Raw genomic sequence first — 23266 nt, 5'->3', positions numbered from 1 at the left:
CCGTGCACTGGACGCACTCGGGCGCCCCGACAACGCGTCGAGGTGCGGTGCCGGACACCGCGGGCCAGGCGGGACTTCGACGACCGGGCCTAGGTGGAGCCCGGCGCCGGCAGTAGGTTGGGGCGGTTGAGCTGGGGCAGCAGGGGAGCGGCATGACGGAGAACGCGCGGATCAAGGCGCTGGAGCAGATCATGCCGGCGACGCACGGCGCCGACGAGGACATCGACTGGCGCGCGGCCGAGGCGGTGTGGGGGACCCGGTTCCCGGCGGACTTCATCGCGTTCATGGGCCGGTTCGGCGCCGGCTCGATCAACGGGGAGGCCAGCATCCTGCTGCCGCTGCCCAAGCCCGGACTCCAGTGGGATCCGGCCGGGATGGCCGAGGAGACGGACAACGCCCGGCAGGTGTGGGAGGCGGAGGGCGGCCGTTCGGCCTTCGACGTGGACCCGGAGTCGATCATCGCCTGGGGTGTCACCGGCGGCTCGGACATCCTGTGCTGGCTGACCTCCGACCCCGATCCGGACCGCTGGCCGGTCCTGGTGTGCGGCCGGCACACCGCGGACTCCTTCGCCGTCTACCCGTACGGCATGGCCGAGTTCCTCTACCGGCTGTGCTCCGACGAGTTCGACGTGAGCCCGGTCGGCATCACGTTCTGGGACGGCGGCCACCTGAGCTTCGTGCACTGGCACAAGGCGCAGCGGCGCTGGCAGGAGGGCCGCAACCCGGAGACGGGTGAGCCCGACCCGTACGCGGGCGAATTCGCCGACTGACCCCGGCGGCCCCCGCCACCACACCGAAAAGCCCGTTTCCCGGCCGGAAACGGGCTTTTCGGCATGTCTACGCGCGTCCAGTTCACCGGCCGCATATCGGAAAACACCATTACGAAAAGCGCCGCTTGGAGCATTGACCACAAGTAAGACCCCCATGGAAACAACCACCCCTCCCTCGGGAGAGAATTCCGGCCAACGGGCCATCGAGGGATCACCCTGCCCGGAGCAACCCATAAGTAATAACGAGCCACAAAAGAAATTCAGGGGAATACACCCGTGCGACGGAGAATTTTCGGCACGACCGCGACCGCGTCCGTGCTCGGCCTGCTGATACCACTGGCCGGATGCGGCGGTTCCGGAGACGGCGCAGGTGGCGAGGGTACGCTGCAGCTGGTGGCCGCCGAATACGGCGACAGCCCGGCCACCAGTTCCAAGCCGTTCTGGGACAAGGTGACGGCTGATTTCACCGAGGAGAACCCGGGAATCAAGGTCGAGGTAAAGCTCCTGCCGTGGGCCGACATCGACCGCGAAGTTTCCCGCATGGTCAAGGCCGGCAAGGCGCCCGACATCGCGCTCATGGGCTCTTACTCGGACTTCGCCGCCCGGGGCGAGCTCTATCCCGCGGACGAACTCCTCTCGGTCACCGCCGAGGCGAATTTCCTCCAGCCGCTGGCCGACGCCGGCTCGGTGGGCAGCACCCTCTACGGCCTGCCCTTCGTGGCGAGCAGCCGCCTGCTCTTCTACAACGAGGCGCTGTTCGCCAAGGCCGGCATCAAGGAGGCCCCCAGGACCTGGTCCGATCTGAAGGCCGCCGCCAAGGCGCTCAAGGACAAGGGCGTGAAGTACCCGTACGCGCTGCCGCTCGGGCCGGAGGAGGCGCACGCCGAGGCGCTGATCTGGGAGCTGAGCAACGGCGGCGGCTACGCCGACAGCAGCGGCAACTACAGCCTGGCCTCCGACCGGAACGTCAAGACCTGGGAATGGGTCAAGGAGAACATGGTCGCGACCGGGTACACGGGCGCCACGGCCCCCTCCCAGCTGAACCGGGCCGACGCCTTCGCCGCCTTCACGCGCGGCGAGGTCGGCATGCTCAACGGCTACCCCTCGCTCGCCCACGAGGCGCGCGCCAAGGGCATCAACGTCGTCACCACCACCATGCCCGTGTCGGACGACCTCGGCACCGGGGAGACCCCGCCGACCGTCGGCGTGGCCGACTGGATGATGGCCTTCAAGCAGAACGGCAGGGGCGCGGAGATCGGCAAGTTCCTGGACTTCGTCTACCAGGACAGGAACCTGGCGGACTTCGCGGGCCGCTACCACCTGCTGCCGTCCACCGTGACGGCCTCGCGCACCCCGGCGGGCGGCGGGCTCGACAAGAACGACCAGCAGTTCCTGAACGCGCTGCGCGGCGCCCAGCTCTACCCGGTCAACGACCCGTCCTGGGTGACGGTCAGCGACACCATCAAGCGCAACATCGGACGCGCCGTGGAGCCGACCGGCAACCCCAAGGGCGTCCTGGAGGACATCGCCGCGCAGGCCGCCGAGGCCTCCAAGAAGCAGTCAACTTGACCCGGCCCTGAAGGACCGGGCTTGGAGGTAGCGCCCAACTGGCTGCTGGGTGGACTCCTCCGTCCAGACACCCCTATGGGGTGGCAGGGACGCGTGACTCACGCCCCGCGGTCCACACGGTCTCGCCCTTGCGGCCGATGTTGTGGGACGCGTTGTCGTCCGCGTGCATGAGGGCCCCGCAGGACCGGCAGGCGAACGTCGCTTGTGACTGGCGGTTGCCCCGGTCGATGTGACCGCACTCGGAGCACTGTCGGCTGGTGTACGCCGGATCGACGTACACCAGCGGCACCCCGGCCCGCCTGGCCTTGTACTCGATGCACTGGCCAAGCTGCTGGAAGCTCCACGAATGCAGAGAGGTCCGCTGGTCCTTGCGGAGCCGTACCCGGCTACGGATGCCCGTGAGGTCTTCCAGAGCGATACCGGAGCCGGTGCGTTCAGCGGTGGTGACGATGTGCTTGGAGATGATGTGGTTGACGTTGGTGGCATGCCGGGCTTCCTTGCGCGAGCGCTTCTTCAGGAGGCGCTTGGCAGACTTGGTGCCCTTGGACTGGAGCTTCTTCCGTAGCGCGAGCTGCCGCTCGCGGTGCCGGTTCAGACCGCGCCCGGCAGCCCGGTAGCCGGTGGAGGTAGTGGCGATGTTCACGATCCCGAGATCGACGCCGACGAACCCGGCCGGGTTCTCGTTGACCGGCTTCTCAGGCACGTCGCAGACGGAGAGCAGGTAGAACACGCCGTCCCGTTCGATCAGGTCGGATTCGCCCTTGCGGTGCTCGCGAAGCATCTTGAGCGCGTCCGGTGAGCACGCGAAGCGGACGTTCTTCAGCCGTCCGGCCACCGTCCAGATCGACACCGTTCCGGCGTNGCATCTTGAGCGCGTCCGGTGAGCACGCGAAGCGGACGTTCTTCAGCCGTCCGGCCACCGTCCAGATCGACACCGTTCCGGCGTCGTACTGCCAGGACAGGCACCGGTCGTCGTACGGCTGCGCGGCCCCGGGCCGGAACGTGACCGGCCTTGACTCCGCTTTGACCCTGCGCTTCGACCCCGGTCTGCCGAGGTTCCCGGCGCGGATGTTCGCCTTCAGCGTGGTGTAGGCGTCACGCGTCTTCTTGATCACATGCTGGGCGGCCTGCGCCCCCAGCCCGCGCGCCTTCAACTCGGCGTAGGTGTGCCTGCGCAGCTCGTACTCACGTGGAACACCGCGCTCGAACGCCACACCGGATACCCAGCACGCGGCCTCATTGACCGTACGCAGAGTCGCCGACAGCGCAGCGGCCTGGCCGGCCTCCGGCATCAGCTTCACCTGCGTCACGATCTTCACACCCGTGATCGTAGCATTGATCTATGTCACCACGATGGGAACCAAACCCCAACATCCGCAGGGGTCGTACGGTCGTATACACCCTCCATGCACATTTGGTCTTCACACCCAAGTACCGGCGCGGTCCCTTCACGGACGAGATCCTCGGGCGCTGCGAAGAGATCATGCGCACCGTGTGCGCCGACTTCGAGACCGAACTGGTCGAGTTCAATGGCGAGACCGATCACGTGCACCTCCTGGTGCACTACCCGCCGAAGGTCGCCCTGTCCCGGCTGGTCGGCTCCCTCAAGGGCGTCTCCGCCCGCAGGCTCCGCCAGGAGTTCCCTGAGCACATCCGCAAGTACCTGTGGGGCGATCACTTCTGGTCGCCGTCCTACTTCGCCGCGTCTTGCGGTGGTGCTCCGCTCAGCATCATCAAGGAGTACATCGAGAACCAGAAACGCCCTGGCTGAGGTCAACAGTGCGGACCCATGCTCCAGTGCGGGTCAGAGCAGTCCAGGGAAGCGCTTCCTCGCGGGCGTGAACGCCCGGGGTTCCGCGCCAGATCATGCTGAANTGCTCCAGTGCGGGTCAGAGCAGTCCAGGGAAGCGCTTCCTCGCGGGCGTGAACGCCCGGGGTTCCGCGCCAGATCATGCTGAACTGCCCAGCGGGAGATGGCGCATGCGTTTTCGTTCCTCCGACTCGACGGGTACATGACGAACAGGTCGGTGAGTCCAGATCGCGGGATGCGGTGGCCGCACGCGGGATTCGACTTCCGGCCGTCCTGTGCGGAATCGTTCATCTGAGCCGCCGTGCGCCATCTCCCGCTCCCTCATGACCGGCTGGTGTTCGGAAACGATAAAGAGCCAGCCTAGAACGCCCGAGTGGGGTGCGCGCCACCCCTCTCCCCCGTTCTGCCGCGCACCTGCGGCCGAATCAGGTCGATCGGTCGTCACCCCTCGGGGACCGCGGGCGACCACCTCCCGGCGCACATTGATCGTTCTCCTCTCCCGGGGCGGGCCGGGAGTGTTCAAACCGTCTGGACGGGTGAAGCCCGCCGACTGCCGCCAAGAGCGTAGATGTCCTGATATGCGCTACGAGGTGCACCGGCAGGGCTAGAACGGGTCCCCCACGGCACCGACCGGCCCGCCCGGTCGGCGATTTCGAGAGGACGGCTTCGTGAGCCACTCGCAGGACGACAACCCGATCACCCCGGTCACCGCGGCCCAGCTGAACCGGATCTCCGGGCAGGGCATCTACACCTCGGCCACGTCCGTGGACCCGGACGCCGTCAACGTCGCCGAGGCGCTGATCGCCACGCTGGACGGGACGGCCGAGACCCCGCTGCTCACCCCCGAACTCCAGCAGCTGACGGAACAGGTGCGGGCGAAGGCGACCTTCGGCTTCCCCCGCATCACCGCCCATGACGGCGTGCGGCTCTCCGCCCACACCATCAAGCTCAACACCACCGAGCCCCGCCCGCTGGTGATCGTGCCGTCGGGCTGGACGCCGTTCGGCTGGATCATCTTCGAGTACGCCTATCTCCAGCTGGCGCTCCGCGGCTACCACGTCCTGGCCTACACTCCCCGCGGCATCGGCCTCACCTTCCCCGCCCCCGGCGGCTCCTTCATCGACGCGCCCTGGACCTCCGGCGGCACGATCGACGTGGCCGGCCCCTCGGACTGGGCCGACGGCTCCACCGTCATCGACTACGCCCAGCAGTACTTCGAGCCGAGCAGGATCGCCTTCCTCGGCGAGTCCTACGGGTCGGGCATCAGCCAGCTGGTCGCGGCGCACGACCCGGCGGCCCGAGTGGACGCGGTCGTGGCCCTGAGCACGTGGGGCGACCTGGCCGACAGCCTCTACCAGAACGACACCCGGCACCTGAAGGCCGTACAGGCCCTGATCGACTTCACCGGCGGCCCCATCGAGCGGAAGTTCGACCCGGCCACCCGGCAGATCCTCGAGGACTTCCTGGCCGGCCGGAACCTCGACGCTGTCGTGGCGTGGGGCAAGGAGCACTCGCCGGCGTCGTACGTCGACGAGACCAACGCCCGCGGCGTCCCCACCTTCATCTCCAACACCTGGCACGAAACGCTGTTCCCGGCCAACCAGGCCATCGCGCACTTCGAGCGGCTGACCGTGCCCAAGCGGCTCAACCTCTGGATCGGAGACCACGCCGCGCCCGAGGGCGCCGGGCTCACCATCCCGTTCAGCGGGCCGAACCTGCCCGTCGAGGAGGCGTTCGCCTGGCTCGACCACCACCTGCTCGGGGCCGACAACGGCGTTCCCGGCTGGAAGCCGGTGAGCAGCCAGATCATGTTCACGTACAAGACCGAGCCCGACCCCGGGACCGGCCAGAACGTCATCACCGAACCGGCCGTCCGCGAAACGGCGCAGTCCTGGGCGGACGTCACCACCTCCACCGAGACCTGGTATCTCACCGCCTCCTCCACGGACCGCCGTGACGGCGGCCTCGGCACCGCGCCGGAAACGGGCTGGAAGCGGGAGTTCACGGCCGGGCAGGTCACGGCCGCCACCGCGGTGGACGCCCTCATCACGACGGGCCAGGCGGAGTGGAAGGGCAACCCGAAGCCCTATCCCACGGGCACCTTCGACCGCCGGCACCTCGCCGTGTGGACCAGCGGCCCGCTGCAGACCGGCCGCCGCATCCGCGGTGTCCCCGGGCTCACCCTGACCGTCCGCAGCTCCGCCCCGGCCGCGACCCTCGTGGCGTACCTGTTCGACGTCGCCCCCGACGACACCGCCCGCATCATCACGCACGAGCCCTTCACCCTGCGGGAGCTCTCCCCCGACGAGGACCGCAGGGCCACCTGGCAGCTCCAGGCCGCCGGCTACGACCTCGCCCCGAACCACCGGCTCATGCTCGTGGTGAACAGCCAGGACCAGCTCTACTCGGACGCGGGCGACGGCGTCGCCGCCGCCATCACGTTCACGGCCGCCGAGGACACCTCCGCCCGCCTGGTCCTGCCCCTGGCGTAGTCCCCCGAAGGACGGGGGTTCATGATCCCGCCGCGGCGGAAAGGGCTTGGCTCCACCGCGGCGGGCTGTCTAGGATCGTGATCACGGCATCGCGTGCCGGTCACCGGCCGGGTGAGGCATGGAGGTGCCCGTGATGTGCCTTCCGGAGGCATTCACCCATGTCCGTACAGCTGAACCACACGATCGTCCACTCCCGTGACAACCGGGAGTCCGCCGAGTTCCTGGCGCACGTCCTCGGTCTCGAGGTCGGGGCCGAGTGGGGGCCGTTCATCCCCGTCGACACCGCCAACGGCGTCACCCTGGACTTCGCCACCGTTCCGGCCGAGAAGATCACCCCGCAGCACTACGCCTTCCTCCTCTCCGAGGAGGAGTTCGACGTGGCGTTCGAGAGGATCCGCTCGGCCGGGGTCCCGTACTTCGCCGACCCGCACGGCAGGTTCCCGGGCGAGATCAACCACAACGACGGGGGCCGCGGCGTCTACTTCACGGACCCCGCCGGGCACGGGATGGAGATCATCACGCGCCCGTACGGTTACCAGGAGCCCGCGGTGACGGGCAGGTAGACGACGTTGGGCGAGCCCGTGTCGGGATGGACCTCGACACGGGCCCGCACCCCGTACACCTCCGCCAGCAGTTCCTCGGTGAGGACCTCCCGCGGTGGCCCGGAGGCCGCGACGCGGCCGCCCGCGAGCACGTACAGCCGGTCGCAGAAGGCGGCGGCGAGGTTGAGGTCGTGCAGGACCAGCAGGCTGGTGGCGGGCAGCGCCCGGACCAGGCCCAGGACCTCCAGCTGGTAGCGGATGTCCAGGTGGTTGGTCGGTTCGTCGAGGGCGAGCAGGCCGGGGTCCTGGACGAGGGCCCGGGCCACCAGGACGCGCTGGCGTTCGCCCCCGGACAGCTCGTCGAAGCGGCGGGCCGTGAAGGGGGCGGCGCCCACGGTCTCCAGGGCGTCCGCGATGCGCCGTGCGTCGGCCGGGCCGTCCTGCTCCCAGAAGCGCTTGTGCGGGCTGCGCCCCATGGCGACGGCCTCGCGCACGGTCAGCCCGAAGGTGCCGCTCGCGTCCTGCGGGACCACCGCCACGCGCCGCGCGCGTTCCTTGACGGTGAGCGCGTCCGCGTCCGCGCCGTCCAGCAGCACCCGGCCGGCGCTCGCCCGCAGGGTGCCGTAGACGCAGCGCAGCAGGGTGGTCTTGCCGCTGCCGTTGGGGCCGACCACGCCCACCGTCTCCCCGGGGCGGGCGGTGAGGTCGATTCCGTGCAGGAGCGTGTGCCCGTCGGTCTCGTAGCGCACGCCCTCGACGGCGAGCTCCACCGGCCGGGCCGGACCGTCCCTCTCCGTCATCCGGTCACCCCTTCGGTCCGGCCGGCACGGCGCAGCATCCAGAGGAAGAACGGCCCGCCGACGAGTGCGGTGACCACCCCCACCGGTATCTCCTCCGGGGCGGCGGCCGTACGGGCGATCAGGTCGGCCAGGAGCAGGAACACCGCCCCGCCCAGTGCGGCGACCGGCAGCAGCGCCCGGTGTCCGGCGCCGACGACCATCCGGGCGGCGTGCGGAACCATCAGCCCGACGAAGCCGATCGCCCCGCTGCAGGCGACGAGCACACCGATGACGAGGGAGGTCAGGACGAACACGGCGGCGCGGAAGCGTCCGGTGTCCAGTCCCAGGGTGTGTGCGCCCTCCTCCCCGGCGAGGAGCAGGTCGAGCGGCCGGGCGAGGGTGAGCAGCAGTGCGCCGCCGACGAGCAGTGCGACGGTGGGCAGCGCCAGTTCGTCCATGCGCGCCCCGCCGAGGCCGCCGAGGGTCCAGAAAAGGACGGAGCGGAGCTGGTCGGGGTGCGCGGCGAGCACGAGGACGAGGCTGGTGAGGGCGGACAGGATGTACTGGACGGCCACGCCGGCCAGGATCAGCCGGCCGGTGGTCATGGTCCCGCCGCGCCGGGCCATCGCGTAGACGGCGACGAGCGCGGCGAGGGAGCCCGCGAAGGCGGCCAGCGGCACGCCCATGCCGAAGCCGGCCGCGGCCGAGCCGAAGACGATGACGAGGACGGCTCCGGCGGAGGCCCCGGAGGAGGCTCCGAGGAGGAACGGGTCGGCGAGCTGGTTGCGGACGAGGGCCTGGAGCACGGTGCCCGCCACGGCGAGCCCGGCTCCGACGACGGCGCCGAGGAGGATCCTCGGCATCCGCACGTCCCAGACGATGGTGGCGAAGGCTCCGGTGGGCCGGTTCCCCGACAGGCCGGCGATGACGATGTCGACGACGCGGCCGGGGGCGATCCGTACGGGGCCCAGTGCGAGGCCCGCGATCGCGGAGACGGCGAGCGCGGCGGTGAGGACGGCGAGGACCGCGCCCGTGCGCAGCCTCACGCGGGGTTCGGGTGGAGCTGGCCGCCCAGCGCTTCCACCGCGTCCGCCACGCGGACGCCGAGAACGGCCGAGGAGAGCGGCAGGACGACGAACCGCCGGTTCTTGACGGCGGGGACCTCGGCGAGCGCGGGGTCGTTCAGCAGGCGCTGCTTCTTGGCTTCGACGGTGGTGCCGCCGTAGTCGTAGATGAGGACGACCTCGGGCCTCCGCTCGATGACCTTCTCCCAGGCGACGTCGCCGAAGGTGTCGTCGAGGTCGGCGAAGACGTTGGTGCCACCGGCGAGGGAGATGATCTCGTTGCCCACGCCGTTGCCTCCGGAGGTGGAGGCGGTGGCCTCGCCGGAGTCGTAGGCGAAGACGGTCGGGCGGGGCCGGTCCTTGACGCGGGCGGCGACGGCGTCGATGCGGCGCTGCTCGTCCTCGACGAGCTTCGCACCGCGGTCGGGTACCCCGAAGGTCCGGGCGACCTCGGTGATCTCGGTCTTGAGCTGGTCGAGGCCGACCTTCCCCTCGGTGCAGTACTCCACGTTCAGGCGGGAGTTGATGCCGGATTGCGCGAGGCCCGCGCGGTCGCGGCCCTGTGCCTTGTCGAAGGCGCTGGCGTAGCCGCCGTAGACGAAGTCCGGGTCGGCGCCGAGCAGGATCTCCTTGGAGGGGTACTCCTCGGCCAGCACCCTGATCTTGTCGTAGGCCGGCTTGTAGGCGGGCAGTACGGCGTCGTCGAGGTAGGCGGTGCCGACGACCCGGTCGCCCAGGCCGAGGGCGAGCATGAGCTCGGTGGCGTGCTGGTTCATGGTGACCGCCCGCCGGGGCGGGGCCTGATAGGTGCTGCTCACACCGCAGTTGGTGACGGTGTACGGGAAGCCGGGCGCGGGGGCGGCGTCTGGCGCGGCCGTGTCCTGCCCGGTGCCGGGTGAACCGGCGCAGGCGGTCAGGGATATCAGGAGCGCGACGGGGGTGAACGCGCGCAGGGCGGCGCGGGTACGCGACATGGCAGGGCCTCTCCGGGGGATCCGCGTCCCCTGGTCGACGTGAAGGAGCAGAGGCGGTGCGTCAGTGTCTGACTCCCGGCCCCCGCGCGGGGCGACCGGTCACAGTGGCGGGACCGCACCGGAATCGCACCGGTTTCCTGTCCTGCACCGCCTGGTTGTACGCCCCAGTCTGCCAGAACCCCCATGTGGGGCGGGGTGGGGGCCGGTTACGGCCGCGGCCCTGCCCGCGGGCGTGCGGGCGGGCGGGCGGCGGCAGGCGGGCGGGCGGGCGGCGAAGACACCAGCGGCCCGGGCGGGACCATGTCCCTCACCCGGGCCGTGTGACGAGCTGTCGCGCCGTGGCAGGGGCGGCAGGATTCGAACCTGCGGCCTACGGTTTTGGAGACCGTTGCTCTGACCAGCTGAGCTACACCCCTTCGGTGGGACCAACCATGGCACGGCCGGGCAGGGTGATCCAGTGAATTACCGGCGCGCCGCGCCGACGGGATCAGCGGCAGAGTTCCGTGATCATGTCGTCGAAGTCGGGGAACTCCGCGGCCGCCCGCTCGACCACGGCGGCGGCCGTGCTCCGCGCGTCCGGTGCGAACCGGACCGCGACGGCCGTCAGGGCCTCGTCCGGGCACGAGGTCCGGTCGGCCCCGTACGGCGCGGCCGCCTCGTACGGGCCGCAGCCGTCGGCCAGCAGCCACAGGAAGTCGCCGAGATCGCGCGCCACGACGCCCGTCTCCCCCTCGGACCCGAGGAAGACCACGGGCTGTTCGGCCGCCGGACGGCCGGGGCGCACCAGCCAGAACGCCGCGTACCCGCCGGATCCGTCCTGGCCGAAGACGCGGAAGGCGCCGCCGTCGAGATCGTTGTTCCCGGTCCACGCCCTGAACCAGTCGTCGGTGTCCTCGGCGGACAGGAAGGCCTCGAAGGGTTCGAAGTCGACCCCGTGGCCGTCCGCGTAGTCGAAGGGGACCGCCATCGCGGCAGCGAGCGCGGCGGGGAACTGTCGGTCGTCGGTGAGCGTCACTCGCACACACTAGCGGGGCCAGGTCCGGCGGTTCCCACCCCGCGGTGGCGGGGACCCGGGCCAGGGGCCGAGCGCGCGTCCGCGCACCTTGGCCCGTTCGCGCGTCCTCGTGCTCCGTCCGGGCTGTCCGCCCGCCCGTACGGATCATGCCGGGAAGCCGGGGGTGGCCGCGCATGGCCGGCTGGGCTCGGCCGGTCGCGGTGCCTGACGGCCGTCGGCAACAAGGTCCTCCGGAACACGGCCACCGCGAAGGGCGGCACAGCGCAGGGCGGCGGCCTCTACCACGCCGGAGGGCCCGCGGGGCTGGGCACCACCACGCTGGAAGGGAACACCATCACGCACAACCGGGCGGGCGACGGGGGCGGCATCTTCAAGGCATCCGGTGTCCTGACCCTGGGCGGCGACGTCATTCGCGACAACCGGCCGAACAACTGCAGCCCGGCCGGCGCGGTCCCCGGCTGCACCGGCTGACCGTCACCCGAAGGCAGGCCGGCCCCGGGCCGTACGGCCCTTGGGCCGCGCGGTCCCAGGGCGCTCGGGTCCCAGGGCGCTCGGGCGCTCGGGGGCCCAGGGGCTCGGGGGCCCAGGGGCTCGGGGGCCCAGGGGCTCGGGGGCCGGCCGAGTTCCGGCCCGGCCCCTTGACCCAGATGGTCCAGACCAATAGTTTCCGGCATGCACCGCCGCACGCGCTCACGCCCACTCCTCGCATCCTCGAAGGAAGCCCATGCGCCGCAGCATGCTCGGCAGACTGGCCGTAGCCGCCTGTTCCCTCTCCCTGCTGACCGCCTTCGCCCCGGCCACCGCCGTCGGCGCGGACAGCGCGGACAGCGGCGCCGGCCGCTCGTACAAGAAGATCGGCTACTTCACCCAATGGGGCGTCTACGGCCGGGACTTCCAGGTCCAGGACCTGGAGGCGAACGGCTCCGCCGGCAAGCTCACCCACATCAACTACGCCTTCGGCAACGTCAGCGCCGAGGGCACGTGCTTCACCGGGAACATCCCCGGCGAGGCCGACGCCTGGGCCGACTACGCCCGCCCGCTCGATGCCGCGAACTCCGTCGACGGGGTCGCCGACACCTGGGACCAGCCCCTCGCCGGCAACTTCAACCAGCTGAAGGAGCTCAAGGCCAAACACCCCGGCCTCAAGGTGCTGATCTCGCTGGGCGGCTGGAGCTGGTCCACCCACTTCTCCGACGCCGCGCTCACCCCCGCCTCCCGCAAGGCCTTCGTCGCCTCCTGCATCGACCTGTACATCAAGGGCAACCTCCCCCAGGACGGCACCCGCGGCGGCGCCGGAGCCGCCGCCGGTGTCTTCGACGGCATCGACCTCGACTGGGAGTGGCCCGGCTCGGCGGGTGACACGGACACCCCGTACCGGCCCGAGGACAAGCGCAACTTCACCGAGCTCGTGAAGGAGTTCCGTACCCAGCTCGACGCGTACGCCCGCACCCAGAAGCGGGGCACGAAGTACGAGCTGACCGCCTTTGTCCCGACGGCGCCCGCCAAGATCGACGCGGGCTTCGACGTCCGCCGCATCATGCGCGACCTGGACTTCGTCAACCTCCAGGGCTACGACTTCCACGTCTCCGGCGAGCCGAGGACCGCGCAGCAGTCCGCCCTGTACGCCCGCGGCGACTTCAGCGTCCACGGCACCGTGGAGGCCTGGAAGCGGCGCGGCGCGCCCGCCCACAAGCTCGTGATGGGCATGCCGTTCTACGGGCAGGGCTGGACCGGCGTCACCGGCGGCGGGGACGGCCTGGGGCAGCCCGCCACCGGCCCGGCCCCGGCCACCTGGGCCGCCGGGTACGAGGACTACAAGGCCCTGCAGAAGCTGGCCGACTCCGGCGCGTACCAGGTCCACCGCGACCGGCGCGGCGGGCACGCCTGGCTCTTCGACGGCACCACCCTGTGGACGTACGACGACCCGCAGGTGCTGCGCGCCAAGACCGGCTACGTCCGTGAACACGGCCTGGGCGGCGCGATGTTCTGGTCGCTCGACGCGGACACCGCCGACGGCGAGCTGGTGACGGCCGTCGACCGGGGCCTGCGCGGCCGCTGACCGGCGCCGCCGGGCCGTGGAAATCCGTCCGGCCCGGCGGCGTCCCTCCCCGTACGCTCCCCCGCATGACGACGAAGACGAGCGAGACGACGGTACGGGCGGTCAATCACCTCACCACGCGCTGGGCCTCGCGGGCCGCTTCCGGCGCCGAGGGCACGGTGTTCACCGCGGCCGGGGTCTGGCCGCTGCTCGCCCTGCTCGCGGACGGCGCGGGCGGACCGGCCCGCGAGGAGTTGACTCAGGCTCTGGGCATACCCGCCGAGGACGCGGCCGGGGCCGCTCGGGAGCTGCTGGCCGCACTGGCCGACGTACGGGGGCTGAGCGCGGCGACCGGCCTGTGGACCAAGGCCGACCTGCGGCTCAAGGACGGCTGGTCGGCGAAGCTCCCGCCCGGCACCCGGGGGACGCTGACCTGGGACCTGGAGCGGGACACCAAGGCCCTGGACGGCTGGGCGTCGGACCGGACGGGGGGCCTGATCGAACGCATGCCGGTCACCCTGCAGCCGGACACCCGCCTCGTCCTCGCCTCGGCGCTCGCACTGACACTGAAGTGGGAGGAACCATTCAGGGAGTTCCCGGGCCGGGTGTCCGACGGCCCCTGGGCGGGCCGCGGCGTGCGGCAGCTCTCACGCACCACGTCCTCGCTGGACCCGGTCCGGGTCGCCGCGGGGCCCGCCGGGCCGGTCACCGTCCTGGAGGTCACCGGCGCGGCGGACACCGACCTGGACGTGCACCTGCTCCTCGGCGGCCCGGCGGCGCCCGCCGCCGACGTACTGGCGACCGGTATCGCCGCCGCCTCCGGTACCGGCCCGCTGGTGGGCGGCGACGCCCTCGCGGACGGGGCGCCGGGCCCCGGGCTGACGATCGGGGCGGTGCAGTCCTTCAGCCCGCAGCCGCAGCTGTCCGTGTCCACGGTGGTCTTCTCGCTGTCGGCGGAGCACGACCTGCTGGAGGACGCGGCACTGTTCGGGCTCCTGACCGCGACCGACCACGGCTACGGCCACTTCCCGGGCATCAGCACCGAGCCGCTGGCCATCGGCTCCGCACGGCAGTCGGCCATGGCCCGCTTCCACGCCGCGGGGTTCGAGGCGGCGGCCGTCACCGCCATCGCCGCCCGGCCCGGCGGTGCCGCGCGGCAGCCGAGCCACCGGGCCCGGCGGGCCGAACTCCGCTTCGACCGGCCGTTCGGGTTCCTGGCCGTGCACCGCGCCTCCGGGCTGGTCCTCGCCGCGGGCTGGGTCACCGATCCGGAGGCCGCGGCGCAGGGTCGGCCCGGAGCGGCCGGCCTGCTCGCTCCGCCGTCCTTCCCCGGTGCGCGGCCGCCGGCGCCGCCGTCTCGCTGAAGGCCGGGACCCGCCCGGTGCCGCCGCGGCCGGACACCGACAGGGAGGCGGCGGCGGTCGCGTGGGCCACGGCGTCCTCAAGGCTGTCGCCGAGGACGATCCGGGCTGTGGCGGTGCCCGTGAAGCAGTCGCCCGCGCCCGTCGTGTCGACGGGCGCGGGGTTCACCGGCAGCGGGTGGTACTCCGCCCGCGCGCTGGCGCCCCTGCTGTGACGCCCCATTGACCCCGATGGCGGCCTCGGAAGGACCTCAAGGAAAATTCTTCCGATTAACTGTTATCGAGGCCCCCCTGCACGGTCTCCCAGGTATCGGGCATCATCGACCGCCGGTACGGACAGGGACATTCACATGACTACTCAGCACACCGCAGCGCTGGTGGCAGCGGCTCGCACGGGCGATCCCCGCGCACAGGACGAGCTCGTCGGCGCCCACCTCCCGCTCGTCTACAACATCGTCGGGCGGGCCCTGGGCGGCTCCTGCGACGTGGACGACGTGGTGCAGGACACGATGCTGCGGGCCCTGGACGGGCTGGGCGGACTGCGCGCGGACGAGTCGTTCCGGTCCTGGCTGGTGGCCATCGCGATGAACCGGGTGCGGGCGCACTGGCAGGCCCGGCAGAGCGGTTTCGGCGAGAGCACCCTGGAGTCTGCCTGGGATGTGGCCGACCCGGGCGCGGACTTCGTCGACCTGACCGTCGTACGCCTCAACCTGGCCGGGCAGCGGCGTGAGACGGCCCGGGCGACGCGCTGGCTGGAGCCCGAGGACCGGGCGCTGCTGTCCCTGTGGTGGCTGGAGTGCGCCGGTGAGCTGAACCGGGCGGAGGTGGCCTCGGCGCTGGAGCTGTCCCCCCAGCACACGGCGGTCCGGGTGCAGCGGATGAAGGCGCAGCTGGAGTCGGCGCGGGTGGTGGAGCGCGCCCTGGACTCCCAGCCGGCGTGCGAGGAGCTGCGGGGCGTGCTGCCGGGCTGGGACGGGCAGCCGTCGGCGCTGTGGCGCAAGCGAATAGCCCGTCACGCGCGGGAGTGCGTACGGTGTTCCGGCCTGTGGAGCGGGCTGGTTCCGGCGGAGGGGCTGCTGGCCGGTCTGGCCCTCGTCCCGGTCTCGGCGGCGCTGCTGGCGGGCATGCGGACGGCCGGGACGGCCGGCTTCGCCCCGGTGGCCTACGCCGACGGCGCGGCCTACGCGGACGGCGCAGCCTTCACGGACGGCGCCGCGGATACGAACGGCGCGAACGGCGGGTCGGGGGCCCACGGCGGGTTGGGCGGCGCCGATACCGGGTTCGACGACGCCGCGACCCACCTCACTCCGGTGGCGAGCACGGGCACGGGCGGCCGGGGCGCACTGCGCAGGCGCCGGCAGAGCCGCCGCCGGGTGGTCGGCGGCGCGGTGGTCGCCGCGTGTGTCGCGGGCGGCGGCCTCGTGTACCTGGGCGGCCTGCCCGGTTCGGGCGACGCCAGGGAGGACACGGGTGCGACCGCGGCGCCGCTGGCCGCGCTCTCGGCGACGGAGTCCGCCGGGGTCCCCTCGCCGTCGGCCTCCGCCTCGCCCTCCGCGTCCCCCTCTCCGTCCGCCTCGGCCTCGGCGAGCCCGTCGGCCAGCCCGAGCCCCACGCAGAGCCGGAGCACCTCGCCGAGCCCGCGCCCCTCCGCGCCCAAGCCCGCGCCCGCGCCGCCGGGCATCGCCGGCCAGGTGGTGGCACTGGTCAACACCGAGCGGGCGGCGGCCGGCTGCGGCCCCCTCAAGGAGGACTCGCAGCTGCGGGCGGCCGCGCAGGGGCACTCCGACGACATGGCCGCGCGGAGCTTCTTCGACCACACCAACCCCGACGGCAAGGACCCCGGGGAGCGCACGACGGCGTCGGGCTACCGCTGGTCGACGTACGGCGAGAACATCGCGAGGGGCCAGCAGACGGCGCAGTCGGTCATGGACTCCTGGATGAAGAGCCCGGGCCACCGGGCCAACATCCTCAACTGCTCCTTCAAGGACATCGGTGTCGGTATCCACCAGGGCGCGGGCGGCCCGTGGTGGACGCAGAACTTCGGCGCCAAGTAGGAAGCGTCCGCCGGCCGGCCGGGACCGTTCCCCGGCCGCCTCAGCCACGGGCGAGTGCGCGCAGCCCATCGACGCGGCCGGGGTGGCTCGGGGTCCCGGCTCCGCCTTCGCCTTCGCGTCGGACACCCGCATGTTCGCCGTGACCAGCCGGTGGACCTCGGCGACCGTCCTGACGTGCGCGCCGAAGCCCATCGGGGTGTCGTCGACGATGTGGTACGCCTGAGCTGCGACGTGGCCGGCCGGGTCGGGGGTGTCACGGCCGCCTCCCCTGGACGGCCCAGGCGCGGGCGGTGAGGTGGACCGACCCGTCGGGGCCGGTGGGCAAGGTCGTGGCGAGCCGGGTGTGCAGCCGGTCGCGGGCGGCGGCGTCGAGAGCGGCGACGTAGCCGGGTGCCGGTCCCTGGCCGGAGAGGAAGGGCTCCCAGAAGTCCTCGAACCCGCTGAAGACGGTGGGCACCTCGATGGCGGCGACCGTCACGTCGACCAGCCCCGCACCGCTCCAGAGCGAGCGCAGCGGGCCGGGCCGGCACAGCGCGAACCGCCGGCCCTCGTCCAGCTCGGCGGCCACCGGGTCGAGGGCGGCCGCCGCGTCCCAGAAGCGGCGCAGGAAGGTCATGCCGTCGGCGTAGTCCCACACGTAGGCCGCGACGAGGCCGCCCGGCCGGACCACCCGTGCGGCCTCGGCCGCCGCCCGTGGCGGGTCGAGGAAATTGAGGGACAGCCCGCTGACGACCGCATCGAACGCCGCGTCGCGCAGCGGCAGGGCCGACGCGTCGGCCACGGCGAAGAGGGCCGGCCCGGGCGCGGCGGCCCGGGCCGCGCGCAGGAAGCCCGGGGAGCGGTCCAGTCCCAGCACGGCCTCCGGCCGGCATCGGGCGGCGACGGCCGCGGTCAGCGCCCCGGTGCCGCAGCCGATGTCCAGCCAGCGCAGGCCGGCCGGGCCGCCGAGCCGGGCCGCGAACACCTCGGCGACCCGGCGGCTCCACCGGCCCATGTACCGCTCGTAGGCGTCACCCTGCGCCCACACGTCGGCCGGGCCGCCTGTGTCCATCCGGTGGCGGTCAGTGGTGGAAGCCGGAGCGGGGGGCGGCGGCCGGGGCGGGCGGGGGTGAGGCCGTCAGGTGTTCTACGGCGCGGCGCAGGTCCTCGACGAGCAGGGCGATCTGGTCGCGGGTCACCCCGTGGCGGACCAGGACGCGCTGGATGACGGTGTCGTCGCGGTCGGCGGGCAGCGGGTACGAGGGCACCTGCCAGCCGCGCATCCGCAGCCGGTCGGAGAGGTCGTAGAGGGTGAAGGGGGAGGCGTCCGGGTCGGTCAGCGTGTAGGAGACGGCGGGCAGGGCGCCCTTGCCGTCGTAGAGGAGGGTGAAGGGGCCCATGTCGGCGATCTGCCGTGCCAGGTACTGGGCGGTGTCGGCGCAGGCCTGCTGCACCCGGGTGTAGCCGCCCCGGCCGAGGCGCAGGAACAGGTAGTACTGGGCGATGATCTCACCGCCGGGGCGGGAGAAGTTGAGGGCGAAGGTCGGCATGTCGCCGCCCAGGTAGTCCACCTTGAAGACGAGGTCGCCGGGGAGCATGTCGGCGGAGCGCCAGATGATCCAGCCGACCCCGAGGGGCGCGAGTCCGTACTTGTGGCCGGAGGTGTTGACGGAGGCGACGCGCGGCAGCCGGAAGTCCCACACCACGTCGGGGTGGAGGAAGGGCGCGACGAAGCCGCCGCTCGCGCCGTCGACGTGGATGGGGATGTCCCAGCCGTGCTCGGCCTGGATCCGGTCGAGTTCGGCGGCGAGTTCGGCGACGGGCTCGTAGTCGCAGGTGTAGGTGACGCCGAGGATGGCGACGACGCCGATGGTGTTCTCGTCGACGTACTGGGCGAGCTGGTGCGGCTGCAGGCCGGTGGCGCCGGGCTCCAGCGGGACCTGGCGCAGCTCGACGTCGAAGTAGCGGGCGAACTTGTCCCAGCAGATCTGGACCGGCCCGCAGACCAGGTTCGGGCGGTCGGTGGGGAGCCCCGCGGCGCGGCGGCGTTCGCGCCAGCGCCATTTGAGGGCGAGGCCGCCGAGCATGGCGGCTTCGCTGGAGCCGGTGGTGGAGCATCCGGTCGCGGTGGTGCCGGCGGGGGCGTTCCACAGGTCGGCCAGGATGTTGACGCACCGGGACTCGATCTCGGCGGTCTGCGGGTACTCGTCCTTGTCGATCATGTTCTTGTCGAGACAGACGTTCATCAGGCGGTGCACACCCTCGTCCGACCAGGTGGTGCAGAACGTCGCGAGGTTCTGGGCGGCGTTGCCGTCGAGCAGGAGCTCGTTGCGGAGGAGCTCGTAGACGACCTCGGTGGGTGAGTGGTCCTCCGGGATCCGGTACTTGGGGAGGATCTGGCCGCTCAACGTGGACGCGAACACGTCCGTATCGGCGTCCTGGCGGGATACGTCCTTCGTCTCATGCAGAGCCATAGCGGGACTATAAGTGATGAGATGTCTCATTTATCGACAGAATGGACATCGGCGCGGAGTGCGGCCTTCAGGCCGCCCGGCGGAGCCGCCGGTCCCCGCCGGCCGCCGCGGCCCGACCACAGGAGGGCGGCCGCCAGGAGGGCGCCCCCTCCCAGCAGCCAGGGCAGCGGGCCCGGCGGGAGAAGGCCCGCGATCGCACCGGTGAGAGCCGCCGACAGCTGCAGGGCAAGGGACTGCACGGACAGGGCCGTGGCCCGCCCCGATCCTTCGACACGGCGGTGCAGCAGCTCGCCCTCGTTCGGGCCCGCCGCACCGAGGCCGAGGTAGACCACCCCGAAGCCGGCGGCCGCGAGAACTGCCGGGCCCGCCCCGGTGGACGCCGCCGTGGCGGCCAGCAGGAACAGTCCGCCCGCCCCGGCGCAGAGGCTCACCAGGACCGCACGCTCCCCGCCACCGGCCCACGCGGCGGTGCGCGGGGCGAGATGGCTGCCGACGGCGGAACATGCGAATCCGGCACAGGCGAGCAGCGCGAAGAGCACCGCGCCCGACTCCGGAGCGCCTGTCAGGGCCGCCGTACGGCCCGGGGTGAGCAGTTCGACCACGGACAGCGCGCTGCCGGCACCCGCCGCGCCCAGGAGGACCCGCCGGACCAGCGGGTCGCGTCCGCCGAGGCGCAGCCCGCCCGACACGGTGGCCGGGATGCCGCGGAGCACACCGCGCAGGGTGGCCGCCGGCCGGGCCGGCTCGGTCAGGGCGGCCAGGACGTGAAGGACGAAGGCGACCGTGACCGCCGCGCCCAGCAGCAGCGGCACGGAAAGGGGCAGCACCAGCCCGGAGGTCGCCGCGCTCAGCCGGACGCCGGGGTCCGGCCCGAGTCCGAGCAGCCAGGGCAGGGCGCCGCCCAGCAGGGTGCCGCTCGCGAGCGCGGCGGACTTCGCGGAGGAGCCGCGGGCCAGGCCGGTGCGCAGTTCGGCGCCGGGACCGGCCGAGGCCTGGACGGTGTCGACGTACCAGGCCTCGGCCGGTCCGCTGGACAGGGCGCGGCCCGCGCCCATGAGCGCCATACCGAGTCCGAGCTGCCAGGGGGCAGTGCCCAGGGCCACCAGGGTGAGGGCGGCCAGATTCGCGGCGCCGGCGGCCGCCAGGACGCCGCGGCGACCGAGGGCGTCGGACAGTCCTCCGGTGGGCAGTTCCAGCGCGACGACGGTGAGGGAGTGGACGGCGAAACAGCCGGCGATGGCCGCCAGCGTCAGGCCGCGCTCGGTGAGCAGCAGGATCAGGGGGGCGATCGTCAGCCCCAGCGGCAGCCAGAACAGGACGCAGACCGTGACGTAGCGTCGGAGTGCGGTGGTCTGGTCCGGCATCGCGCTCACGAGGCGGCTCCGTCCGGGCCGGGCCCGGCGGCTCGGGCACCCCCGGCGGCTCCGGAGCCCCCGTCCCCCATGTCCCCGGCGACTCCGTCCGGGGCGGCCCCGGTCTCGCGCGGCGCCAGCGGCAGGCCGGCGGTGAGGAGTACGACCTGCACCGCGCGCGGGTCGCCCGCGTCACGCGCGGCCAGTTCCCGCAGGCGCCCGCCGAAGGATTCCCACAGTTCGGTGAGTGACTCGGGGGTCAGCCGGGGCATCCGGTCGCTGATCCCGGAGGGCTCCACCCATTCCCGGCCGAGCCGGCCGTCGGCGAGGTCGGCCTCGTGCCGGACGAGCGACTCCTCCAGGTGCTGGATCTGCACCCGGCGGGAGAGGGTGACGTAGGCGCGGCTGCCCGGCGTGGCCTCCATGGCCCGGTTGCTCCAGGAGGTCACGGCATGCACCGCCCGCCAGCGGCGCTCCCGCCCGTCACGGTGCTCGGCCTCGGCGACGAACGCGTACTTCGCCAGAACCCGCAGGTGGTAGCTGGTGGAGGCGGACGACTCCCCCGTCCTGACCGCCAGTTCGCTGGCGGTGGCGGGGCCGTCCTGCCGGAGCATCCCGAGCAGCCGGATGCGCAAGGGGTGCGTGAGGGCCTTGAGCGCCGCCGCGTCCTGTTCGGGATCGAGAACGCGCTTGTGATCTTCGCTGGGCATGAGGGGGAGGATAGGGCGGCCCGCACACACTCCAAAAGTATCTTTGCAGAAGTTTATTGGGAGAGTTCGCACGATGCGCCCTGGGCACTGTGCAGTGCGCATCGCGCGACGGCTGCCGGGCCGTCAGGTGCGGGCACGGAGGTACGCATCCAGCCCGGCCGCGCCTGTGAGCAGTGCGCGGCCGCGGGAGGACAGCCGGTCACGCCAGGTGTGCAGGGCTGCCTCCAGAGGTTCCAGTCCGCCGGCGGCGCGGACCTCCGTGAGCAGCGGGGCGATCTGCTCCAGCAGGTAGCCGCCCCGCCTGAGTTGACGGGTCAGACGGGCGTCCCGTACGGCCGCCTCGTCGTAGACGCGGTAGCCGGTCGCCGGGTCGCGGCGCGGGCGGACGAGTCCGGCCCGTTCCCACACCCGCAGCGTCGCGGGCCGGATCCCGAGCCGGTCCGCGAGGGTACCGATGAACAGGTCGCCGGGGGCGGACGCGAAGGCGGGCAGCGGCCGGGCGGGCGCCAGGTCGCGCAGGGCGTCCTCGACGGCCCGGAGGGTCCGCCGGTCCTCCAGCAGCTGCGCGTGACTCTCGTCGATGAGGCGGAATGCCTCCTCGGCCGAGCCCTCGTTCACCGCCCGCATGATCGACGTCGCCGTCCGGTGGCCGTGTCCGGGCACGAGGGCGAGGAAGGCGTCCAGGGCCTGCGCGTGGAGCGGGGTGTAGGTGCGGTGGCCGTGGGGCGTGCGGCCGGCGGGCGGCAGGATGCCCGCCTCCTCGTAGTTCCGGACGGCCTGGGTGGACAGGCCGTGCCCGCGCGCCAGGTCGACCGGCCTCAGCCGCTCACGGGTTTTAAGGTTTCGCCCCATCGAGCCCACGATATCGCGCCAGAGTTTCAACCGGGGTTTCAACGATAGCGTTGAAGGCATGGCTACCGACATCAAGAACGCCGTCCATGCCGTCGAGGCCGCCGCCGTCATGGGCCTGCTCCCGGCCCGGCCACGGGTGCTCGCGCTGGGCGAGCCCACCCACGGCGAGGACGCGCTGCTCGACGTGCGCAACGAACTCTTCCGGCAGCTCGTCGAGGAGGAGGGCTACCGGACGATCGCGATCGAGAGCGACTGTCTGACCGGGCTGCTCGTCGACGCCTACGTCACCTCCGGCACCGGCAGCCTCGACGAGGTCATGGAGCGCGGGTTCAGCCACGGCCTGGGCGCGTCCGAGGCCAACCGCGAACTCGTGCGCTGGATGCGGGCGTACAACGCCGGCCGGCCCGCGGCCGACCGGCTCCGCTTCGCCGGCATCGACGGCCCGCTGGAGATGACCGCGGCGGCGAGCCCCCGCGAGGCCCTGACCTCGCTCCACGGATACCTCGCCCGCCACGTCGACGCCGACCTGCTCCCCTGCACCGCGCCCGCCCTCGACGCCCTGCTCGGCGCCGACGACCGGTGGACCGAACCGGCCGCGATGACCGACCCGTCCGCCTCGACGGGCCGGTCCGCCGAGGCCCGGGAACTGCGGCTGCTCGCCGACGACCTCGTGGCGCTGCTCGACGCGCAGACGCCGCACCTGGGCACGGCGCCCTCCCGGGAGGAGTGGGAGCGGGCCCGCCTGTGCGGGCGCACCGCCACCGGCCTGCTGCGCTATCACTTCTGGATGGCCGACACCTCCCCCGGCCGCCTGACGCGGCTGACCGGCCTGCGCGACCTGATGATGGCCGACAACCTCCTCGCCCTCGCCGAGCGCGGCCCCACCCTGGTCCACGCCCACAACAGCCATCTCCAGCGGGAGAAGAGCTCGATGCGCATGGGCGGCCTGCCGCTGGAGTGGTGGGGCGCGGGGTCGATCGTGAGCGCCCGTCTGGGCGAGGAGTACGCCTTCTTCGCGACGGCCCTCGGCACGATCCGGCACCGGGGAGTGGACGCCCCGCAGCCGGGCACGCTGGAAGGGGTGCTGTACGCGCTCCCGGACGACCTGTGCGTCGTCGACTCCCGCGGTCTCGGCGCCGCGCTCACCGGCACGCTCGCCGCCCCCCGCGCGTCGGCCTGGTTCGGCTACTTCCCGTTCGAACCGGCCCACTTGGCGGCGACCGACGGGCTCGTGTTCATCAAGGACATCCCGCAGGGTGGGTCCGCGTCCATCCGGCCATCGAGCTGACGCTCTGCTTCCGGCCAACTCTATAGCGTGACACCATTCATACAGCCCCCGCCTGCCAGAAGAAATTACTGTGCAGTAGACTCATTGCCGCAGATCTTCCCGTCCGGACCTCAGGAGCCGGTCAGGACGGGAAGATCATCCAA

The 23266-nt window shown here is 72.3% G+C and carries 20 protein-coding genes, 1 tRNA gene, 2 pseudogenes and 1 riboswitch; of the genes and pseudogenes, 10 read left to right on the top strand and 13 right to left on the bottom strand.

What is annotated here, in order from left to right; all coding sequences use genetic code 11:
- Nucleotides 1-152: 152 nt before the first annotated feature.
- Together AAT21_RS07190 and AAT21_RS07185 are read left to right on the top strand one after the other, a co-directional pair.
- Nucleotides 153-770, top strand: coding sequence for an SMI1/KNR4 family protein (locus AAT21_RS07190; protein WP_052757683.1), 618 nt, complete (start codon nt 153-155; stop codon nt 768-770).
- 276 nt (nt 771-1046) lie between these two features.
- Nucleotides 1047-2339: an extracellular solute-binding protein gene (locus AAT21_RS07185; RefSeq protein ID WP_046775908.1), complete on the top strand. Its 1293-nt coding sequence runs from the start codon at nt 1047-1049 to the stop codon at nt 2337-2339.
- 73 nt (nt 2340-2412) lie between these two features.
- Here the strand turns inward: AAT21_RS07185 and AAT21_RS38695 are convergent.
- Nucleotides 2413-3200 (bottom strand): annotated as a pseudogene (locus AAT21_RS38695) (RNA-guided endonuclease InsQ/TnpB family protein); the annotation flags it as partial.
- 1 nt (nt 3201) lies between these two features.
- Nucleotides 3202-3631: pseudogene (locus AAT21_RS38690) on the bottom strand (RNA-guided endonuclease TnpB family protein); the annotation flags it as partial.
- A 50-nt stretch (nt 3632-3681) separates the two neighbouring features.
- Between AAT21_RS38690 and tnpA the strand changes: the two are divergent.
- From tnpA to AAT21_RS07165, 3 genes are all read left to right on the top strand, one after another.
- Nucleotides 3682-4110 (top strand): IS200/IS605 family transposase, encoded by a 429-nt coding sequence (tnpA, locus tag AAT21_RS07175; protein WP_079025495.1) that lies wholly within the window; start codon nt 3682-3684, stop codon nt 4108-4110.
- 707 nt (nt 4111-4817) lie between these two features.
- Complete coding sequence (locus tag AAT21_RS07170; protein WP_046775906.1) at nt 4818-6641, top strand: CocE/NonD family hydrolase; 1824 nt, start codon at nt 4818-4820, stop codon at nt 6639-6641.
- Nucleotides 6642-6799: 158 nt separating this feature from the next.
- The gene (locus AAT21_RS07165) at nt 6800-7204 is read left to right on the top strand and encodes a VOC family protein (RefSeq protein ID WP_046775905.1); all 405 of its coding nucleotides are present in this window, start codon (nt 6800-6802) and stop codon (nt 7202-7204) included.
- Here AAT21_RS07165 and AAT21_RS07160 read toward each other — a convergent pair.
- The 5 genes from AAT21_RS07160 to AAT21_RS07140 form a co-directional block, all read right to left on the bottom strand.
- Nucleotides 7174-7983, bottom strand: coding sequence for an ABC transporter ATP-binding protein (locus AAT21_RS07160; RefSeq protein ID WP_052757682.1), 810 nt, complete (start codon nt 7981-7983; stop codon nt 7174-7176). The two genes, AAT21_RS07165 and AAT21_RS07160, sit on opposite strands and share 31 nt — an antisense overlap.
- Nucleotides 7980-9008 (bottom strand): FecCD family ABC transporter permease, encoded by a 1029-nt coding sequence (locus AAT21_RS07155; RefSeq protein ID WP_046775903.1) that lies wholly within the window; start codon nt 9006-9008, stop codon nt 7980-7982. The genes AAT21_RS07160 and AAT21_RS07155 overlap by 4 nt, the downstream gene beginning before the upstream one ends.
- Complete coding sequence (locus AAT21_RS07150) at nt 9005-10000, bottom strand: ABC transporter substrate-binding protein (RefSeq protein WP_046775902.1); 996 nt, start codon at nt 9998-10000, stop codon at nt 9005-9007. Before AAT21_RS07150 ends, AAT21_RS07155 begins: the two co-directional genes overlap by 4 nt.
- A 41-nt stretch (nt 10001-10041) precedes the next feature.
- Nucleotides 10042-10180: riboswitch (cobalamin riboswitch) on the bottom strand.
- A gap of 159 nt (nt 10181-10339) precedes the next feature.
- Nucleotides 10340-10416 (bottom strand) — tRNA-Trp (locus AAT21_RS07145).
- A gap of 71 nt (nt 10417-10487) precedes the next feature.
- Nucleotides 10488-11015, bottom strand: a complete 528-nt coding sequence (locus AAT21_RS07140; RefSeq protein WP_107081221.1) for an SMI1/KNR4 family protein — start codon at nt 11013-11015, stop codon at nt 10488-10490.
- A 724-nt stretch (nt 11016-11739) separates the two neighbouring features.
- Here AAT21_RS07140 and AAT21_RS07135 point away from each other — a divergent pair.
- Entirely contained in the window at nt 11740-13074 is a 1335-nt protein-coding gene (locus AAT21_RS07135) for a glycoside hydrolase family 18 protein (RefSeq protein ID WP_046775901.1), read from the top strand.
- A 65-nt stretch (nt 13075-13139) separates the two neighbouring features.
- On the top strand, nt 13140-14417 hold the full coding sequence (locus AAT21_RS07130) for a serpin family protein (protein WP_063838069.1): 1278 nt from the start codon (nt 13140-13142) through the stop codon (nt 14415-14417).
- On the opposite strand, the gene AAT21_RS35220 is transcribed toward AAT21_RS07130, so the two are convergent.
- On the bottom strand, nt 14314-14637 hold the full coding sequence (locus AAT21_RS35220; RefSeq protein WP_079025494.1) for a PfkB family carbohydrate kinase: 324 nt from the start codon (nt 14635-14637) through the stop codon (nt 14314-14316). The two genes, AAT21_RS07130 and AAT21_RS35220, sit on opposite strands and share 104 nt — an antisense overlap.
- 127 nt (nt 14638-14764) lie before the next feature.
- On the opposite strand from AAT21_RS35220, the gene AAT21_RS07120 reads away from it, so the two are divergent.
- Together AAT21_RS07120 and AAT21_RS37375 are read left to right on the top strand one after the other, a co-directional pair.
- Nucleotides 14765-16468 (top strand): sigma-70 family RNA polymerase sigma factor, encoded by a 1704-nt coding sequence (locus tag AAT21_RS07120; RefSeq protein ID WP_046775899.1) that lies wholly within the window; start codon nt 14765-14767, stop codon nt 16466-16468.
- A gap of 82 nt (nt 16469-16550) precedes the next feature.
- A complete protein-coding gene (locus AAT21_RS37375; protein WP_157879644.1) occupies nt 16551-16691 on the top strand; it encodes a hypothetical protein in 141 nt (46 codons plus the stop codon).
- 30 nt (nt 16692-16721) lie between these two features.
- Here AAT21_RS37375 and AAT21_RS07115 read toward each other — a convergent pair whose 3' ends face one another.
- The 5 genes from AAT21_RS07115 to AAT21_RS07095 form a co-directional block, all read right to left on the bottom strand.
- Complete coding sequence (locus AAT21_RS07115) at nt 16722-17519, bottom strand: class I SAM-dependent methyltransferase (RefSeq protein ID WP_046775898.1); 798 nt, start codon at nt 17517-17519, stop codon at nt 16722-16724.
- A gap of 10 nt (nt 17520-17529) precedes the next feature.
- A complete protein-coding gene (locus tag AAT21_RS07110; RefSeq protein ID WP_046775897.1) occupies nt 17530-18921 on the bottom strand; it encodes a glutamate decarboxylase in 1392 nt (463 codons plus the stop codon).
- Nucleotides 18922-18947: 26 nt separating this feature from the next.
- Nucleotides 18948-20285 carry an MFS transporter gene (locus tag AAT21_RS07105; RefSeq protein ID WP_235438810.1) on the bottom strand — a complete coding sequence of 446 codons (1338 nt, stop codon included), beginning with the start codon at nt 20283-20285 and terminating at the stop codon, nt 18948-18950.
- Between the two features lie 5 nt (nt 20286-20290).
- Nucleotides 20291-20983, bottom strand: coding sequence for an ArsR/SmtB family transcription factor (locus tag AAT21_RS07100; protein ID WP_079025493.1), 693 nt, complete (start codon nt 20981-20983; stop codon nt 20291-20293).
- Nucleotides 20984-21106: 123 nt separating this feature from the next.
- Nucleotides 21107-21835, bottom strand: a complete 729-nt coding sequence (locus tag AAT21_RS07095; protein WP_046775896.1) for a TioE family transcriptional regulator — start codon at nt 21833-21835, stop codon at nt 21107-21109.
- 58 nt (nt 21836-21893) lie between these two features.
- On the opposite strand from AAT21_RS07095, the gene AAT21_RS07090 reads away from it, so the two are divergent.
- Nucleotides 21894-23123, top strand: a complete 1230-nt coding sequence (locus AAT21_RS07090) for an erythromycin esterase family protein (protein ID WP_046775895.1) — start codon at nt 21894-21896, stop codon at nt 23121-23123.
- The last annotated feature ends 143 nt before the right edge of the window (nt 23124-23266 follow it).

The sequence above is a fragment of the Streptomyces yangpuensis genome (assembly GCF_001005295.1).
GTDB lineage: Bacteria > Actinomycetota > Actinomycetes > Streptomycetales > Streptomycetaceae > Streptomyces > Streptomyces yangpuensis.
This window is presented reverse-complemented; position numbering and strand designations above follow the sequence as displayed.

What these genes read in the sequence shown, in the direction of transcription:
- AAT21_RS07190 (WP_052757683.1), top strand. Translation starts at nt 153, where the DNA reads ATGACGGAGAACGCGCGGATCAAGGCGCTGGAGCAGATCATGCCGGCG.
- tnpA (WP_079025495.1), top strand. Translation starts at nt 3,682, where the DNA reads ATGTCACCACGATGGGAACCAAACCCCAACATCCGCAGGGGTCGTACG.
- AAT21_RS07165 (WP_046775905.1), top strand. Translation starts at nt 6,800, where the DNA reads ATGTCCGTACAGCTGAACCACACGATCGTCCACTCCCGTGACAACCGG.
- AAT21_RS07160 (WP_052757682.1), bottom strand. Translation starts at nt 7,983, where the DNA reads ATGACGGAGAGGGACGGTCCGGCCCGGCCGGTGGAGCTCGCCGTCGAG.
- AAT21_RS07150 (WP_046775902.1), bottom strand. Translation starts at nt 10,000, where the DNA reads ATGTCGCGTACCCGCGCCGCCCTGCGCGCGTTCACCCCCGTCGCGCTC.
- AAT21_RS07135 (WP_046775901.1), top strand. Translation starts at nt 11,740, where the DNA reads ATGCGCCGCAGCATGCTCGGCAGACTGGCCGTAGCCGCCTGTTCCCTC.
- AAT21_RS07130 (WP_063838069.1), top strand. Translation starts at nt 13,140, where the DNA reads ATGACGACGAAGACGAGCGAGACGACGGTACGGGCGGTCAATCACCTC.
- AAT21_RS35220 (WP_079025494.1), bottom strand. Translation starts at nt 14,637, where the DNA reads ATGGGGCGTCACAGCAGGGGCGCCAGCGCGCGGGCGGAGTACCACCCG.
- AAT21_RS07120 (WP_046775899.1), top strand. Translation starts at nt 14,765, where the DNA reads ATGACTACTCAGCACACCGCAGCGCTGGTGGCAGCGGCTCGCACGGGC.
- AAT21_RS07115 (WP_046775898.1), bottom strand. Translation starts at nt 17,519, where the DNA reads ATGGACACAGGCGGCCCGGCCGACGTGTGGGCGCAGGGTGACGCCTAC.
- AAT21_RS07110 (WP_046775897.1), bottom strand. Translation starts at nt 18,921, where the DNA reads ATGGCTCTGCATGAGACGAAGGACGTATCCCGCCAGGACGCCGATACG.
- AAT21_RS07105 (WP_235438810.1), bottom strand. Translation starts at nt 20,285, where the DNA reads ATGCCGGACCAGACCACCGCACTCCGACGCTACGTCACGGTCTGCGTC.
- AAT21_RS07100 (WP_079025493.1), bottom strand. Translation starts at nt 20,983, where the DNA reads ATGCCCAGCGAAGATCACAAGCGCGTTCTCGATCCCGAACAGGACGCG.
- AAT21_RS07095 (WP_046775896.1), bottom strand. Translation starts at nt 21,835, where the DNA reads ATGGGGCGAAACCTTAAAACCCGTGAGCGGCTGAGGCCGGTCGACCTG.
- AAT21_RS07090 (WP_046775895.1), top strand. Translation starts at nt 21,894, where the DNA reads ATGGCTACCGACATCAAGAACGCCGTCCATGCCGTCGAGGCCGCCGCC.